Origin of the sequence: Mammaliicoccus sp. P-M58, from assembly GCF_022386165.1 — a bacterium.
Lineage (GTDB): Bacteria > Bacillota > Bacilli > Staphylococcales > Staphylococcaceae > Mammaliicoccus > Mammaliicoccus sciuri.
This window is the reverse complement of the sequence record NZ_JAJNJI010000011.1, coordinates 58533-75679: the sequence shown is the minus strand read 5'-3', so window position 1 is coordinate 75679 and position 17147 is coordinate 58533. Positions and strand designations below refer to the sequence as shown.

Genomic DNA, 17147 nt, shown 5'->3' with positions numbered 1-17147 from the left:
AAACTACATTAAATATTGACAATTATTAATAAATAAATTTTTAAGGAGAACATAAAATATGAATAAAGTTGTAATCGTAAGTGCTCAAAGAACACCTGTAGGAAAATTCAGAGGAAAATTGAGTAACTACTCTGCAGTAGAATTAGGGACTGCTGCTTTAAAATCTGCAATTAATAAAATCCAACTAGATCCTAAAGATATAGAAAATGTAATTTTCGGTAACGTTGTTCAAGCAGGTACGGGACAAAATGCTGCTCGACAAATTGCTGTAAATGCTAGGTTACCATACGAAACACCTGGAATGACTGTGAATGAAGTTTGTGGGTCAGGACTTAAATCTATCATTTTAGGGAAACAACTTATTCAACTTGGAGAAGCAAATGTTGTTGCTGTTGGTGGCGTTGAAAGTATGACGAACACACCAGACCTTATTCTTAAAAAAGGCGACGCACCTGTTAAAAGTTTCATGCATGATGGTTTAACTGACGTCTTTCATAATATGGCGATGGGCTTAACTGCGGAAGCAATTGCAACTAAATATGAAGTTACGCGTGAAGAACAAGATGCATTTGCATTAAATTCACATTTAAAATCTGATAAAGCAACAAAAGCTGGTAAATTCAATGAAGAAATCGTTTCATTAGAAGATGTTAATGGTGAAACAATGACTTCTGATGAATTAATTAGACCAGAAAGTACAATGGAAGACCTTGCAACATTAAAGACAATTTTCAAAGAAGACGGTACAGTTACTGCGGGTAACGCTTCAGCTTTAAGCGACGGTGGTTCTGCTTTAATTTTAATGAGTGAATCATACGCGAAAGAACATGGCTACACAATCTTAGCAACTGTCGGACAACACGCTGAAATCGGCTGTGATCCATTATATATGGGTTATGCACCATTCTATGCTGTAGAGTCACTATTAAACAAGACTGGAAAAACAATTCAAGATATCGATTTAGTTGAGATGACAGAAGCATTCTCAGCACAAAGCATTCCTGTTAAAAAGAACCTTAACATTCCAGATGAGAAATTTAACATTTATGGTGGCGCGATTGCTTTAGGTCACCCACTAGGATCAACAGGCTCAAGATTAGTTACAACACTTGCACATGCCTTAAAACAAGAAGATAAGCAAACGGGTATTGCAACTGCATGTATCGGTGGTGGCTTAGGTATAGCATTAATGATAGAAAAAGGAGTAGGACTTTAATGAAACCTTTAACGAAAGACTTCAGACATTTATCACGACCTGAAAAAATCAAACAATTAAAAGATCATGGTTGGATTAAAGAAGAATCTGAGCAAATATTACTTAACAATTCAGAAATAGATAAAGAACTTTTAGAGAATTTAATCGAAAATGTCATTGGTCAAGGTACGCTACCAGTAGGTGTCTTACCTGAAATTATAGTAGAAGATAAAGCGTACGCTGTACCTATGATGGTTGAAGAGCCATCAGTTGTTGCAGCAGCAAGTTTCGGTTCTAAACTTTTCAACAAATCTGGTGGTCTTAAAGTCGTTCAAAGTGACAATATTAAATTAGGTCAAATCGTATTTGATAATGTTACAGATACTGCTCAACTATCTAAAGATATATTAAATTTAGAAGCGGATATTCACCAAGTAGCGGATCAAGTCTACCCTTCTATCCTTAAAAGAGGTGGCGGTTATCATAAAATTGAAACGGATGAATTCCCTGAAGAAGGCATGCTTTCTTTAAAAGTTCATATCGATACACGTGATGCAATGGGTGCTAATATTATCAATACTATTCTTGAAGGTATTGCGCACTATTTAGAAACTCAATTAAGTGATACAAACGTATTAATGAGTATCCTTTCAAACTATTCAACAACATCAGTGATTCGCATCGAAGGTAAAATCGCCGTTTCAGATTTGGAAAAAGGTAACGTAAGCGGTGCAGAAGTCGCTCACCGTATGGAGAGAGCATCTGTATTAGCGCACATCGATCCATACAGAGCAGTCACTCATAACAAAGGTGTTATGAATGGTATTAGCTCAGTTGTGTTAGCTTCAGGTAATGATACGAGAAGCGTTGAAGCAGGTGCGCATGCTTATGCAAGTAAAGACGGACAATATAGAAGTTTAACAACTTGGAAATATGATAGAGATAACGAATTTTTAGTAGGTACAATAGAATTACCATTAACACTTGGCATTATTGGCGGTAGCATAGACCTCTTACCAATATCTAAAGTTACATTAGACTTACTAGGTGTTAAAACAGCACAAGAATTAGCACACATTGTAGCTGCAGTCGGACTCGTACAGAACTTTTCAGCATGTCGTGCACTCGTATCAGAAGGTATACAGCAAGGTCATATGAACCTTCACTATAAATCCTTAGCAATTAAAATCGGTGCAAAAGGTAGTGAAATCCAACTTATAACAGAAGCACTTAAAAGTATGGATAAACCAAACCTAGAAGCGGCACAAGGATTACTTTATGAGATGAGAAATAATTAGAAATTTGGTGAGATTCAGCGGGATTCGGTGCACTAACGATCTTGTTTTTGTTTCTTGATCGTTAGCGCCACAAAAGTAAACATAAAAGAGCCTAGAACAGTATTCATCCTTGTTCTAGGCTCTTTCTTTGTATATCCTCAATATCAATTTGACATCTTCTTACAAAACACATTAAGATAGTGAAGTTGATTAAAAAAATAGGAGAAATTTATCATCATGAAAAATAAACTTACTTTTAAAGAAAATATATATATCGGATCATTACTTTTTGGCTTGTTTTTTGGAGCGGGAAATTTAATCTTCCCTATTCATTTAGGTCAATTGGCAGGATCGAATGTTTTAACGGCCAATATTGGTTTCTTAATTACTGCGATTGGTTTACCATTCTTAGGGATTATCGCAATTGGTATTTCTAAGACGAATGGTATTTTTGAAGTAACGACACGTGTAAATCGCAAATATGCTTATATATTCACGATTTTACTTTATCTTGTAATTGGTCCCTTTTATGCTTTACCTAGGCTTGCAACGACATCGTTTGAAATTGCATTTACACCGTTTATTTCAGATTCATCTGTCACATTATATTTATCAATATTTAGTATTTTATTCTTCTTAGTTGCTTGGTTTTTCTCAAAAAAACCTTCAAAAATTCTAGAATATATCGGTAAATTTTTAAATCCTGTATTTTTAGTCCTTTTAGGTTTACTGATTTTATTAGCGTTTATTAATCCAATTGGACAAGTATCAAATGCTAATATTAGTCCTGATTATGAAAACAGCGCGTTATTAAAAGGTTTCATTGATGGTTATAATACGCTAGATGCTTTAGCTGCACTTGCATTCGGTATTATTATCGTATCAACTATTAAAAAGTTAGGTATTACAAACCCAAATCATATTGCGAAAGAAACATTCAAATCTGGTACGATTAGCATTATCTTAATGGGTATTATTTATAGTTTATTAGCATTTATGGGTACGATGAGTTTAGGCCATTTCAAAGCGAGTGAAAATGGTGGTATAGCTCTAGCTCAAATCGCACGATATTATTTAGGTGATTACGGCATCATATTACTATCACTCATCATTATCGTAGCTTGCTTAAAAACTGCTATTGGCCTAATCACAGCCTTTTCAGAAACATTCACAGAACTATTTCCAAAGCAAAACTATTTAATGTTTGCAACAGTTGTAAGTATTATTTCATGTATTTTTGCTAATGTTGGTTTAACAAAAATTATTGAATACTCTACACCAGTATTAATGTTTTTATATCCTTTAGCGATTACAATTATTTTGCTAACGTTATTCAGTTCATTCTTTAATCATTCAAAAATCATTTATCAATTTACGACATATTTTACAATGATCGCTTCATTTGTTGATGGTATTAAAGCAAGTCCTGAATTCATCGCAAATACAGGTTTTGCACATGCAGTTATCACTTTTGGCGAAAAATTCTTACCATTCTTCACGATTGGAATGGGTTGGGTATTACCAGCCGTTGTCGGATTTATCATCGGCTTCATCGTATATCAATTTAAGAAATCATCATACAAAACAACATAATTCAGACAAAAGCAAGTTACCTCAACTATGAGATAACTTGCTTTTTTTATATAGATATTTATTTGTTATAAGGTTGTCTGCCCATTACGAATTTAAAAATTTGAAATTCTCTTAATAAAATACCAATCCCTAGACAACATCCCACAATAAACAATAATGATATTGGAATAAAGATAAATGTCTGTTCTTCAAATATACTTGTATATTGGAACATATATTCCAATATAATCGGATGTAATAAATAAACGAAAAATGAATATCTACTAATCAATTCAACAGAACTAAACATAAATTCATCAAACTGTGTGCTAAAGTTAATTAAAATTAAAAATGCAAAAGTGATATATAATAAAATACGATAATCCATACTACTAACCATCCAATAATCATGTTCTCCTACAAATACAAAGGCTACGTAAGCAGCAATTGTTAAAAATACGATTAAAGCGATGTATTTCGTTACGAAAGCTTTAATAGCTTGATAATTATGACCTACATAAGAACCTAAAAAGTAATAAAATAGCCAACCAATTATGAATGTTTCAGGACTAAATGGATAATACTGACTTATAAATTCTCTAACAGGTTCAACATTTTGGTAACTATACAAATAGATTGTATTAATTATGAACGAAATGATAAGACTCCATTTTGAAAAAAGTATTTTAGCATTTATTCGATAGATGATCCAATTTAACAAGAAGAACTGAATAATGATTACAATAAAGTAGCCATACCAATTACCTTGAATAACATTTTCTGTGTATTGCGTTAAGAATGAATCATTTAATTTAAGTGATTCAGAATAACTATAGAAAGCACCCATAATTAAGTAAGGTAATAATATATATTTTAGACGTGTTCTTAAATAGCCTGTTTTTAATTTATCATTATAATTTAGTGTCGTTAATAGTTGAGACAATATAATAAATGAAGGTGTCCCGATAATTAAGATCATTCTGATCCAATATAAGACTTGTAATTGCAGATCATCAGGTTCATTTGTGTTTGTAAACTCGGTAAAAACATGTGTTAGTACAATTAATAAACATAAAAATGTTCTTAAATATATAAATTCAATATATCTTCCTTTACTCATGATTAAATCCTTCCCATTTCTTAACAAGCTTGTTAAAAGCGTCATCACTTACCATAACTCTTGGAATGTAAAAATTATCGCTATCTGGAACAACTGCTTTTTCTTCCAATGTAAATCCATACTTGATTGATGTATCGTTATCAAGTTGTTTAATTAATTTATCGTTTGCTTGACCGTATGGATATGCGATCGCTTGTTCATTTCCATCTAGTTCATCTTTAATATAGTCCGTACTTTTATCGATATCCTGTTTAATATTTCCCTTTTCAGCAAATGATACAAATTTTGATTTATCTTTTTTCATAGTATGCATATCATGTGTATGCGATGCAAAATCCCATAACCCGCTATTCTTCATTTTGAGTAATTCTTTTTTAGGCGACATACGAATATTATGAAAATCAGGGTCACCTACATGATCCGTTATTACAAAACCAGTTCCTTGGACATCGTATTTTTTCATAATTGGAAAGGCATTTTCATAAATACTTTGATCCATATCATCAAAATTTAACCACACACAATTTTTTGGGAACTTACCTTTTTCTTTGTAATGAATGAATTCATCTAAAGATAAAAATTGAGCATTTTTTCCTTTTAACCATTTAATATGAGATTCGAATTGCGTGTCAGTGACACTATAAATTTTCAATTCTTTACTATTTGAGAATGCTGATAGCAATTTATCTATCCATGTGTCTTCTCTCACTCGGTGATAGTTTAATGCAAGACATCCATTTTTCTCGCCACCAAGTGTTTTTTGTTTCTTAGCAAGTACTGATTGATCACTAGAAATGAACATGAATAATATCAAAGCTATCAACATCGACCACTTAAGACTTAACTTAATAATACTCATGTGGTACAGCTCTCTTTCTTCTAACATTGAATCGAAACGTAATCATCAAATATACAGAAATGATGATTGACCCAATCACAAAATAATTAAAAATCGAGACAATATCACCTTTCTCAAGATTCAATATCACTCTTATAATTTGTATAAAATGATTGTCTATCGGTAATAACGATCCTACCATTACAAATAGCACCGTTATGCAATATAGCCATAATATAGATGACGCAACAAACACAATTGACTCTCTGAAAATATTTAAATTTGATTCTACTCTTTTATGTTCCCTCTGTCTGGACTTGTCCATGTAGCAAACGCTCCTTTTTTTCGTTTAAGTGCTTTCGGAAATGCAACAACGACGACAATCGCATTGATTAACCAATAGAAAGTTGGGTACCAACTTAAAAATATGAGAAATAAATTGTTTTTTCTTTCATATCTACTGTCAATCAATAAAGAAATAGTAAATTGAATAATGTTAATAAACGTCAGTAAGAATGCTGATATTAAAAAGATATTTAATTGATAATTATAGAAGTAGTAATCCAAGAAGTTCAATCGCAGTATTGTGTAACATAAGATAACAACTATGCCATATACCCATATTACAGAAAGGATTTGTTCAATAAATAACAACCATAATGAAATATTTCTTACTTTTAACATGTTCTTAAAATCTCTTAAAATCACTTCATGTCCACCTTGGGACCATCTTACCCTTTGTTTCCATAACCCCTTAAATGTTTCAGGAACAAGCATCCAACATAATGCTCTCGGTTCATATTTTATTTTGTATCCCGATAAATGGAACTTCCATGACACTGCAATATCTTCAGTAATCATGTCCGTATCCCAATATTGATTCTTGTCTAATGCTTTTTTATTAAATAACGTAAAAACACCAGATATTGTATTAACAAAGCCATTAATCGTTTGTGCTCTCTTTATACTCCCTATCATGCTAGCGTATTCGATTGTTTGGATTTTCCCTAGTAAAGTAGATTTATTTCTAATACGTGGGTTTCCCGTTACTGCACCGATTGTTGGATCATCAATTAGACTTTCCACCATAAAGTACGGTGCATCATCGTCGATAATCGTATCTGCATCTACACACATCAAATATGGGTATTGAGCATATTGAGCTGCAATATTTAACGCATTTGCTTTACCCCTATTTTCTTCTAAATTAATAAACTTAATTCTGTATTCTTGTTTAAGTCTTAATAATTCTGCCTTAGTTTGATCCGAACTCCCATCATTAACAGCAATAATTTCTTTGATTGGATATGAAAGGTCATTTAAATTCTTAATAGTGTCTGCAATGGTACTCGCTTCGTTGTAACAAGCGATAATAAATGAAATCCCTTCTTTCGGTTGATAGTTTATATGCTTAGCTTTCAACTTTCTTTCGATAAAAACATAGTAAATCAAAGTTCCGATTATCCAAAAAATTGACATAGCTATCGGATAAACGATAAAAAACATTAATAAAATTTCCATAATTTTCTTCCTAACGAACGGTAGTTTGTAAAAATAGTATATCATTTTCAGAGAAAAAGGCAATGCGTTATTTATTGTGTGAAATGTAAACGTTTTTACGAGTGATTTTTTGTGCTATTTCCTGTATAGTTATTCATAGGTAGTAAAGGAGGCAAATGAAGTGAATAATACATCTGAGAAACTCATCCATATAAGTATGAGAAGCTTTTCTGAAATGGGCTATTATGGAACATCACTAAATAATATTGCCAATGAACTAGGAATAAAAAAGGCAAGTTTATATAACTATTTCAATAGTAAAGATGAATTGTATGAACAATGTATTGAAAGATGTATGAATAAAGGTATGAAATTAATCGAAAGTATAGATACACAAGCTCATAATGCTCATGAAGAACTCCTAAAGTTTTTTCAAGAATATATATATGATTCATCGTGTTTAGTAAAATTCTACATTCAATTATCATTTGCACCATCTAACTTTACAGAGATGATTTTAGAGCACAATAAAAAACTTGAAATCGTGTTTAACAGTAAATTAGTAGATATCCATAAAAATAATGAATTCAATGTTAATCGCGATGATTTTATTTTATTTATTAATATGTTTGTATACGGATGGCTTTATAGAAGATCATTTATACAAAATAACGTAACACCTGACAAGATTATAAAAGAATTTGATCAACATATTAAGATATTAACGAATCAGTCAAACGCTGATAATTCATAAAACCTATAATGACACGCCATAAAAATCAATATATGTCGTGTTTTTTATATGGAGATATCATTTATAAAAATTTCCGTAAAACAATTTATAGATATACTTCAACGGTTTACTAAACCTATTCTTTTTTCGTATAAATTGTTGTAAAAAAATAACATAATAGTTATCATTTTGTTTATCCAATATTTTAATTACTTTTTTGTTATAAATTTACTTTTTTGGGTATTACATATATAGCTATACTAGAGAAAGAGGTAGAACCATGGTTATGAACAACAGGAAAGGCTATTATGAAGATATCAGTGATGATTTGTTGTATGTTTCACAATCTATTAGCCAAAAAATCTCATCTGAAGATTTTAATTTATCAGATGAGAAGGAGATTATTAAAGACATTCTAGAAAAGTTGGAATCCCAATCCTCAGAATAATTCGTTATATACCGTCATAACGACTGCTCAGACAATCAAGGCAATCGTTATGATTTTTATTTTTTGATATTGAAATATGCTTTAATCAAAGGTATTTCTTGATTAATTAATTCTTCTTGTGTCATATCAGTTGCATGTTCACCCCAAAATGATAATGCAGATCCTTTAACATTTTGACTATTCACTTCACTATAAGGATTCTTATTATAATAAAATTTGTTATATGCATATGCCCAACCTATATATTCAGCCTGTTCCTTAATATCTTCCTGGCTAAATTTTTTTGAGGGTAAGAAATATAACGAATAATAATTATAGTTATATACATCAAACTGATATTGATCAAAGTCTTCAACAGTTAAATTAGATTTACTGTCTTCATTTTGCTTCCAATATAATATTGAATAATGGTTATTTAAAGACTTTATCCCTTCATATGTAACCATATCATTCCACATCTGTGGCTCATATCCTTGTTGAAATGCATAGTCACCTATTTGATTCATATATTCTATAAAGCTTTTTTGATGTGCACCTCCACCAGCAACTTCATCCCCACCGAGTACAATGCGTTGTTGTTCTGCAAATTGAGGTTGTTTAAACAACTCTGTTATTTCAGCAATCTGTCTATTCGTAACATCTACTGCTTTATGATTCGAGAAAAAATCTAAAGTGTTATCGCTATAGTCACTGATGATTTCATGATATAACGATTCATCATTTTGTTTAATCAAAGATAAAAAAGCTTTGGAATGAGAGGGAAAATCCATATCTGGAATGACCATTACATTTAAATCATTACTATACTCAATAAGTGATTTCACTTCTGTTTTTGTTAAATAATATGGATTAGAAAAACTTTTACGATCAAAATATTCTGATTCAATTGCGTAATTTTCATCATCTGAAAAATGTAATTGAAGGTATTGACCATTGTGATCATGTATATATTTAACGATGGTTTTTAAGGTATCTAGAGAATATGACTTTCTTGCGATGTCTATGGTAATACCTTTTTGAATATTTTCAGCTTGTACTTCATTGTTTGAAACAGTGAAACTTAATAAAACAGATAAAGCGATTAATATTTTACTTTTCATGTTGTCACCTTTTTCTGTATAGTATGCAAACTGTTTAATATGTATATTGATATATTTCAAGCGGGTACTCCTTTGAGTAATCCCGCTTAAAATATATACAAAAATGCTTTTTATTAACTAAGCAAATTCTCTACTTCTCAGTATATCTCGGGTTATCTTTATTAAGTGCCCAATTACCTGTTGTTAAATATGAGGCATAAGCAGACCAGCAAACATAAGGGATTAATAACAACCCTGCTGACTTATTCACTTTATAAAATTGAACAGTTGTTAATATAACTGCGCTCAATAATACATAACTTTCAATAAGTGCTGTGCCTCTTAATTTATATTTAAAATAAAGAATTGACCACAAATAATTTAAGCCTAATTGACTATAATAAGCTGTCTGAGTTGATTTAGCTGCGCGATCTTTCGTTATAATCGAATGTGCGATACCCATGCTTAAATATAATATCGGCCATACAATTGGGAATATATAACCCGGTGGTGAGAATGGTGGTTTTTTATTTTTAGAATAATCTTTTCGTGCATTTTGAACAGCATATTTACCGATTAGTCTACCACCAACTAACGGTGCTGAAATGATACCAACGTATTTCAATATTTTACTTAATTTCATACAGAATCACCTTTTCAAAAGTTTGATGTCTAGTATATATACCCGAATTTGTCTATCATTAAAATAAGAACTTTTATAAAAGGAGTAATACAAATGAAAATTTTAATTTTAGGTGCTACTGGCAGAGTTGGACAAGAAGTATTAACACACGCACTATCAGACGGCCATGACGTAACTGTACTCGTTCGCGATAAAAATAAATTAAGCGTCGACCATCAATCTGTGAGACTAATCGAAGGAAATGTATTAAATCCAAATGATATTCAAAAAGCAGCTGAATGTAACGAGATTATTGTAAGTGCATTAAGTACAGACGGCTCCACTACATTATCAGAAGCTATGCCATTAATTATTGAAACAATGTCACAACAAGGCATTAAACGTATCATCACAATAGGTACTGCTGGCATATTACAAAGTCGAACTGACAAGAATTTACTACGCTATCAATCAAACGAATCTAAAAGACGCACAACACGTGCAGCAGAAGAACATCATAAAGTTTATACAATGCTTAAAGATTCAGAGCTAGATTGGACAATCGTGTGCCCAACCTATTTACCAGATGGCGAAAGAATCGGACAATACAGAGTTGAACGAGACTACTTACCAGAGAATGCCGTGAAAATCTCTGTCTCAGATGCAGCAGACTTCGTTTACGATCAAATATCGTCCGACGTATTTATTCAATCACGCGTTGGAATAGGATATTGATATAGAATTCTGAAATAGATTATAAAGACAATTCAACAAATACAAATGAAGCGACAACTGCAACATTATTCACAATGTTAGGAAGTTTATTGTTCTTCAGAAAGCGTAAAACTGATAAATAATAAGATAACCCCTAAGAGATGTTTCATATGAAACATCTCTTAGGGGTCTTTTTATACTTTCATACTTTTAGGAGGAATCATTGCCCAACATATAAGTAATAATATAAATACAATTGCTGGGACTAGAAATCCGTGGATAGATATTGTTGCGACAACTGTTGCGATCAATGCAGATCCGAAGCTAGATCCAATATTTTCTACAATATTAAAATCCAACCTTTTTAGACTAACTAAAGTATTAAAATAATAGTTTTATATAATTTATCATAATTATTTATTATTATTTTCTATCATTGACAAACCTTGCAAACCCCCTATAATTGAGAATGATTCTCACTATATAAATTATTTGAAAAGGAAGTTGATCTTTTTGGAAATCGTATATAACGAACAGATACAAGAAATACGCCAATATTTTCAAGATTTTTCTGAAGAAGACATAACAACTTTATACCAGAAAGCATACCGTGAAATCACGCGCCGTATTGATCAATTATCGAGTTTTGAAGATATTGATCAAGATGTCATTTATGATGATGAACGCTTAGTACACGAAATTCAAGATTCTATTCGTAACCTCACTTTGAGTTATATTCAATTCGAACGTGATCATCAACAATATGGTCACCGTTATCAAAATATTTTTGAGTTTGTTGAACAAGAAAATATATCAGATGTCTTTTTTGAACAAAGTGTTACTGAGGGACATCCTTTTCACCCAATGACTAAGACAAAATTAGGATTCTCTATTGATGATGTTATTAAGTTTTCACCAGAATTTAGACAAACGGTGAATGTCATTCCTCTATTGTGCAATAAAGATTTTATAGATGAAATCAATATCTATCAATCGCCTGCATTAGAGACTTTTAGAAAGAAAGTTGATACATATTGCAAAGAATATGGCATTAAATTTGAAAACTATGCATTACTGTTTATTCATGAATGGCAATTGAAGCATTTTCTGTTACCACAGTTTGAAACATGTTTCGAACAACAGTTCATGATTCCATTACACGATTTAGCTGTTGAAAGCAGTCCATTATTATCATTTAGAACTTTAGAAGCGCAAGAATTAAATTGCATCGTTAAGACTGCTGTCAATGCACAAGCGACTAGTGCAGTAAGAAATGTGTCTCCCGCTTCTATCCGTAATGGCATTATTCTTAGCGATGTTGTGGAACGCATTTATCGTTCAAATGGTTATGATAATAGCTATATTCAAAAAGATTTAGCAGGCAGTTATTTAAACATCAATCAATCACACGCTAATAAATGTAGCTTTATGTTAAGAAGCCTTATACCTGAACAGAAAGCCAGTCACCAATTAGTATGTGGCAGTCTGATTACTGATAGCTTTGTTACGAGAAAACCTATTCTCATTGAGTGTATTGAAACAATTATGCAAACACAAGACATGTCATTCGATTCTGCAACTCAATTATTCTTAACAGAATATACACATAATTTATTAGAAGCTACTTATAGATTATTGCTTGAAGAAGGTATTAGTTTAGAAGCACATATGCAAAATAGCACTGTCGTCATTAAAGATGGCATGCCTATTTCTATTTATATAAGAGACTTTGGTGGCGTGAGATTATATGAAAGAAATATAGATATTGATGATTCAACAGGCTTGATTACTGACTCATTTGAAGATTTGTTATCAGTATTTTCTCATGCAGTCTTATACAATCACCTGTTCCAACTTATACAAGTGTTGGCTACTTATGGTTATGACAGTACAAAAGGTTATCAAATCATTCGAAATATGATAGCTGATCATCACGTAAATAGTGCGCCTGACATCAATATTTTAGAACAACCAACCTTTAAAATTAAATCACTATTAAAAATGAGAATATTCGCTGAAGGTTACGATTACCAATATACAAATATCAATAACCCGTTATATATGGAGGCCAAATAAAATGAGTTGGACTAATGAGGTATATCAACATACAGATAAATACGAACAACACTATATCGAGCAATGTATTCAAGACAGCATTCATACAACATTCAAGAAATTATTAACATGCTTTTATGAAGAAGTAACACCTCCTATACATCATGTAGAATCCTTTAAAACAATCACAACTTTATATATTAGCGATTCTATATTTGTCACTTATGATAAAGCGAACCATCGCGTACAAATTACAGATGATACAACAACTCGCTTTGTTCAAGATCCACTTGAATTAATAGACTGGCTTAATCATTTTAGTGACGAACATTACGATTACCACAAATTGCATGTTGAAATTGAAAATCACCTCATCAACCAAGCAATTAGTTTTATTCATTGTTCTTATACATCTAAAAGCGACCATCCATTATTACATAGTGAGCAATATGTGATTACTGGGCATAACATTCACCCATGTGCTAAGACAAAGTTAGGATTGTCTTTCAAAGAAGTTATGCAATATTCACCTGAATATAATCATGCATTCAAATTAAACTGGTTATTCGTTAAAAAAGGCTTTCTATATAATAATTTAGAAGCTTCTGAGGTAAAAACTTTAGCAGACTTTAGTGGTTATTTAGGAGAAATACCTGAAGATTATGATTTGATACCTGTACATCCGTTTCAATTCGAACATGTCATACCAAAAGTTTATACAGAAGAGATCAAATCTCAAAATATTATACCGCTTCAACATACTGGTGGACTCGTAAAGAGTACTTCATCATTTAGAACCGTTTGTCCTTTAGATACGATAACACCGATTATCAAACTTCCTGTCAATTCACAAATGACGTCAACAATACGGTCTATTAGCAACAACAGTATTATTAATTCTAAAACTATTGGTGAATATTTCAAATATATTTATAAGACTGACGACCGTCTTAATGAAATCAGCTTACCAGTATTAGAATATGGCGGTATGACTTACATTCATGACGAAGTAGATAAACAGCGTAATTTATCATTCATATTGAGAGAAAATAATACGCAATATATACCTGCTCATGCATCACTATATACAGCTACATGTTTGTTTGAGTTGAATGAACATCATCAAAAAATCTACGTCGATATGATTGAAACAGCTCGTGCAACAGCAACACCGATTGCTTGGTTTGACCAATATGTCTCATTACTCGTTGAAACCGTATTAACACTTATGACAAAATACGGTGTTGGCTTAGAAGCTCATCTTCAAAATATGTCATTTGAATTTATGAATGGTATGCCTACACGTCTTCACGTGAGAGACTTTGGCGGATTACGAATAGATGCTTCTCGCGTGCCTGAATGGTTAGAACTTAGCAACGCTTTAACAAACGCAACAACTGAAGGTATGTATGAGAAAGTACAAAACACTTTAATTAGTAATCACCTCAACACACTTGTGCATCATTTCAGTGAAGATTATGCATATGATCCAAACTTCTTATGGCTACGTATTAACCGTACATTTAAAGCCGTATTTGAAGATTTACTATCACAAGACATTCAACATACAGAGGCAGATATTAAAGCCTTTTACAAAGAGACTATAAACGAGAAAGCATTATTAACGATGCGCGTATCTAATAAAGATCAAGATATTTATATCCCAAAAGCCAACCCACTTCTCATTAGTGATGAAGTTAAAGTTTAATCCGTATCATCGTTTTGTCAGTTCTCAGTTTATAGCTCGAACAATCGATTGGGTAGATATCATCGCATTAAATTGGATCACGTTACAAATGACAGGAAGTGCTGTTTACATTGCATATATTAATTTTGCGCGGTTAATGCCACAGTTAGCATTTGCTTTTATAATCGGCAAAATCATCGATACTGTTAATTCTACTAAACTCATGTACATCATCCATTGTGCGAATATGTTATTCACAGTATGTGTCGTCTATGCTTTTTGGCAAAAATGGAATATCTACCTCATACTGTCTATTATTATGGTGCGTTCATTTTTCCAAGCAATTGATACGATACAAAGAAATGCACTTATACAAAGTTTTGTAACACCAGACAAGCTACATAAAGCAATCAGTTTAAATGCTTTAATCTTAAATATAGCTAGACTAACTGGACCATTTATAGGTGGGATATTATTAGCTCAACTGAATTCAAATATCGTATTATCCCTACCTATTATTGGGAGTATGATGGTTATATTATTCAACCAAACTTTGCCAGAGGTCCATCATGAGAAGAAGACACGTCATAAAATATGGTCGTACTTAAGACAACAACCTGTTATTGTCATGCTCATGTTGTCCAGTGTCTTATCGATGCTTTTTGGATTTTCGTATACAATTATTCTACCTAGCATTGTAGATGAACAATTTGGCAGCCGTACGATGATTTATTCACTCTTTACTGCCATGATTGCTGCTGGATCTATTATAATTTTAGTCATGTTTATGCGCACTAAAAATATGAATACGATGAAAAGTTTGAAACGATGGGCAATGATATTTACATTAACCATAATATTATTAATGTTTATTCATGATACATATTTATATGCAGCTGTCTTATTAATAATGGGATTGGCATCACAGGCATTTAGAACGACCAATCGTATACTCGTCCAACAGCTTGTTGAAGCGAAATATAGAGGATCTGTATTATCCATTTCAATGATGGATAAAGGTTTCATTCCACTTGGTGGTATATTACTAAGCTTTATCTTTGAACAGTTCAATTTACAAATTGTATATATAACAATGGTTGTTGGACTGCTCATCATGGTCATCTGTGTCATGTTTATGATAAATAAGGAGAATCAATATGGAAAGAATTAAAGAAGTGTTAACAGACAGTAATCACGATTATTATATATATGATTTAACCGAATTAAAGAAACGCATCAATTGGATCAGCTCTGTCACGAAACATGATATTTTCTATGCAGTGAAAGCTAACTCTAATATAAAAATTTTAGAAACACTCGCACCTTTTGTTTCGGGATTTGAAGTTGCTTCTACTGGAGAAATTGAAAAGGTTCGATCTATTTCAAATGAAATTCCAATCATTTACGGCGGACCTGTAAAGACGAAACAACATTTAGAATACGCTTTAGATGCACATGTGAAATCAATTCAAGTAGAGAGTCTCTTTGAGTTAGATGCGTTGCAATCATTACTACAAGAAAAACAACAAACAATCGAAGTTATGATTCGCATTAATTTAAGTAACATTCAATCAACAGCTAAATTAAAAATGGCAGGTGTCGCTACACAATTTGGTATGCCCTACAACGATTTAGATGAAGCCATTCAAATCTGTCACGACACAGAAAAAATCACTTTAACAGGTTTCCACTTTCATGCAATGAGCAATAATTTAGATGAAGATGCTCACGTCACATTCATTGAAAGTGCACTTGAATTTACGCATCAATATCAATCACATTTACCGGAAGAATATGCGATTAATGTAGGTGGTGGTATAGGTATCGACTATGATGAGCAAAAATATTTTGATTTTGATTATTTTGCAACACGTATCCATCACTTACCCCGTTTAACATTTGAACTTGGTCGTTTTATTACAGGTCCTATAGGTTATTATGCCGCTCATGTTTACGATATTAAATCTATGCATAATCAAACATTCGTCTTATTAAACGGTGGCACAAACCATTTTAGATTTCCAAAAGCGTGGCAACATCATCAACCGTTTGAAATCATTCATTCGCATTCAACATCTAACAGAATAAAGTCCATCACTAATGATACGGTCGTATTAGCTGGAAAACTATGTACACCGAATGATGTATTTGGTCTCCCCTATGATATTGAAAGCATACAAACTGGTGACTGGGTAGTGTTCAAATATGCTGGAAGTTACGGATATGACATTAGCCATTTACAATTTTTATCTCATGAACTGCCGCTTATTCAATATATTTAAATATATTTTATTTAAACTAAAAGTA

General features: G+C 32.0%; 17 protein-coding genes. 10 read left to right on the top strand and 7 right to left on the bottom strand.

The features are described 5' to 3' along the window. Nucleotides 1-58: 58 nt before the first annotated feature. The 3 genes from LQ694_RS12075 to brnQ all read left to right on the top strand — a co-directional run bounded on the left by LQ694_RS12075 (nt 59) and on the right by brnQ (nt 4065). Nucleotides 59-1216 carry a thiolase family protein gene (locus tag LQ694_RS12075; protein WP_218697088.1) on the top strand — a complete coding sequence of 386 codons (1158 nt, stop codon included), beginning with the start codon at nt 59-61 and terminating at the stop codon, nt 1214-1216. Continuing rightward, nucleotides 1216-2493 carry a hydroxymethylglutaryl-CoA reductase, degradative gene (locus LQ694_RS12070; RefSeq protein WP_231492994.1) on the top strand — a complete coding sequence of 426 codons (1278 nt, stop codon included), beginning with the start codon at nt 1216-1218 and terminating at the stop codon, nt 2491-2493. The genes LQ694_RS12075 and LQ694_RS12070 overlap by 1 nt, the downstream gene beginning before the upstream one ends. 213 nt (nt 2494-2706) lie before the next feature. Next, the gene (gene brnQ, locus LQ694_RS12065; protein WP_025907512.1) at nt 2707-4065 is read left to right on the top strand and encodes a branched-chain amino acid transport system II carrier protein; all 1359 of its coding nucleotides are present in this window, start codon (nt 2707-2709) and stop codon (nt 4063-4065) included. A 58-nt stretch (nt 4066-4123) separates the two neighbouring features. Here brnQ and LQ694_RS12060 read toward each other — a convergent pair whose 3' ends face one another. From LQ694_RS12060 to pgaC, 4 genes are read right to left on the bottom strand one after another with little or no spacing between them, the layout of a single operon-like run. After that, a complete protein-coding gene (locus LQ694_RS12060) occupies nt 4124-5164 on the bottom strand; it encodes an acyltransferase family protein (protein ID WP_159316078.1) in 1041 nt (346 codons plus the stop codon). Continuing rightward, entirely contained in the window at nt 5157-6023 is an 867-nt protein-coding gene (gene icaB, locus LQ694_RS12055; protein ID WP_053084372.1) for an intercellular adhesin biosynthesis polysaccharide N-deacetylase, read from the bottom strand. The genes LQ694_RS12060 and icaB overlap by 8 nt, the downstream gene beginning before the upstream one ends. Continuing rightward, entirely contained in the window at nt 6010-6327 is a 318-nt protein-coding gene (gene icaD, locus LQ694_RS15650; RefSeq protein ID WP_096791750.1) for an intracellular adhesion protein IcaD, read from the bottom strand. Before icaD ends, icaB begins: the two co-directional genes overlap by 14 nt. Then, complete coding sequence (gene pgaC, locus LQ694_RS12050) at nt 6291-7523, bottom strand: poly-beta-1,6-N-acetyl-D-glucosamine synthase (RefSeq protein WP_239772074.1); 1233 nt, start codon at nt 7521-7523, stop codon at nt 6291-6293. Before pgaC ends, icaD begins: the two co-directional genes overlap by 37 nt. Nucleotides 7524-7683: 160 nt before the next feature. Between pgaC and LQ694_RS12045 the strand changes: the two genes are divergently transcribed. Continuing rightward, nucleotides 7684-8256 (top strand): TetR/AcrR family transcriptional regulator, encoded by a 573-nt coding sequence (locus tag LQ694_RS12045; RefSeq protein ID WP_031864176.1) that lies wholly within the window; start codon nt 7684-7686, stop codon nt 8254-8256. Between the two features lie 259 nt (nt 8257-8515). Continuing rightward, nucleotides 8516-8683 carry a hypothetical protein gene (locus LQ694_RS12040; RefSeq protein WP_021286098.1) on the top strand — a complete coding sequence of 56 codons (168 nt, stop codon included), beginning with the start codon at nt 8516-8518 and terminating at the stop codon, nt 8681-8683. A 56-nt stretch (nt 8684-8739) separates the two neighbouring features. Here LQ694_RS12040 and LQ694_RS12035 read toward each other — a convergent pair whose 3' ends face one another. Both LQ694_RS12035 and LQ694_RS12030 read right to left on the bottom strand, forming a co-directional pair. Further along, nucleotides 8740-9843, bottom strand: coding sequence for a family 20 glycosylhydrolase (locus LQ694_RS12035; RefSeq protein ID WP_218697081.1), 1104 nt, complete (start codon nt 9841-9843; stop codon nt 8740-8742). Nucleotides 9844-9913: 70 nt separating this feature from the next. Continuing rightward, nucleotides 9914-10405 carry a TspO/MBR family protein gene (locus LQ694_RS12030; protein WP_096791599.1) on the bottom strand — a complete coding sequence of 164 codons (492 nt, stop codon included), beginning with the start codon at nt 10403-10405 and terminating at the stop codon, nt 9914-9916. A gap of 93 nt (nt 10406-10498) precedes the next feature. Here LQ694_RS12030 and LQ694_RS12025 point away from each other — a divergent pair, with 93 nt between their 5' ends. Continuing rightward, the gene (locus LQ694_RS12025; protein WP_218697080.1) at nt 10499-11119 is read left to right on the top strand and encodes an NAD(P)-dependent oxidoreductase; all 621 of its coding nucleotides are present in this window, start codon (nt 10499-10501) and stop codon (nt 11117-11119) included. 173 nt (nt 11120-11292) lie between these two features. Here the strand turns inward: LQ694_RS12025 and LQ694_RS12020 are convergent, their stop codons facing one another. After that, nucleotides 11293-11457: a hypothetical protein gene (locus LQ694_RS12020; RefSeq protein ID WP_158006029.1), complete on the bottom strand. Its 165-nt coding sequence runs from the start codon at nt 11455-11457 to the stop codon at nt 11293-11295. Between the two features lie 154 nt (nt 11458-11611). Between LQ694_RS12020 and LQ694_RS12015 the strand changes: the two genes are divergently transcribed. From LQ694_RS12015 to LQ694_RS12000, 4 genes are read left to right on the top strand one after another with little or no spacing between them, the layout of a single operon-like run. Then, entirely contained in the window at nt 11612-13174 is a 1563-nt protein-coding gene (locus LQ694_RS12015; RefSeq protein WP_096791598.1) for an IucA/IucC family protein, read from the top strand. Between the two features lies 1 nt (nt 13175). Then, nucleotides 13176-14861: an IucA/IucC family protein gene (locus LQ694_RS12010; protein WP_065381500.1), complete on the top strand. Its 1686-nt coding sequence runs from the start codon at nt 13176-13178 to the stop codon at nt 14859-14861. Next, nucleotides 14845-16011 (top strand): MFS transporter, encoded by a 1167-nt coding sequence (locus LQ694_RS12005; protein ID WP_235906943.1) that lies wholly within the window; start codon nt 14845-14847, stop codon nt 16009-16011. The genes LQ694_RS12010 and LQ694_RS12005 overlap by 17 nt, the downstream gene beginning before the upstream one ends. Continuing rightward, nucleotides 15998-17122, top strand: a complete 1125-nt coding sequence (locus tag LQ694_RS12000; RefSeq protein WP_096791595.1) for an alanine racemase — start codon at nt 15998-16000, stop codon at nt 17120-17122. The genes LQ694_RS12005 and LQ694_RS12000 overlap by 14 nt, the downstream gene beginning before the upstream one ends. Nucleotides 17123-17147 lie beyond the last annotated feature (25 nt).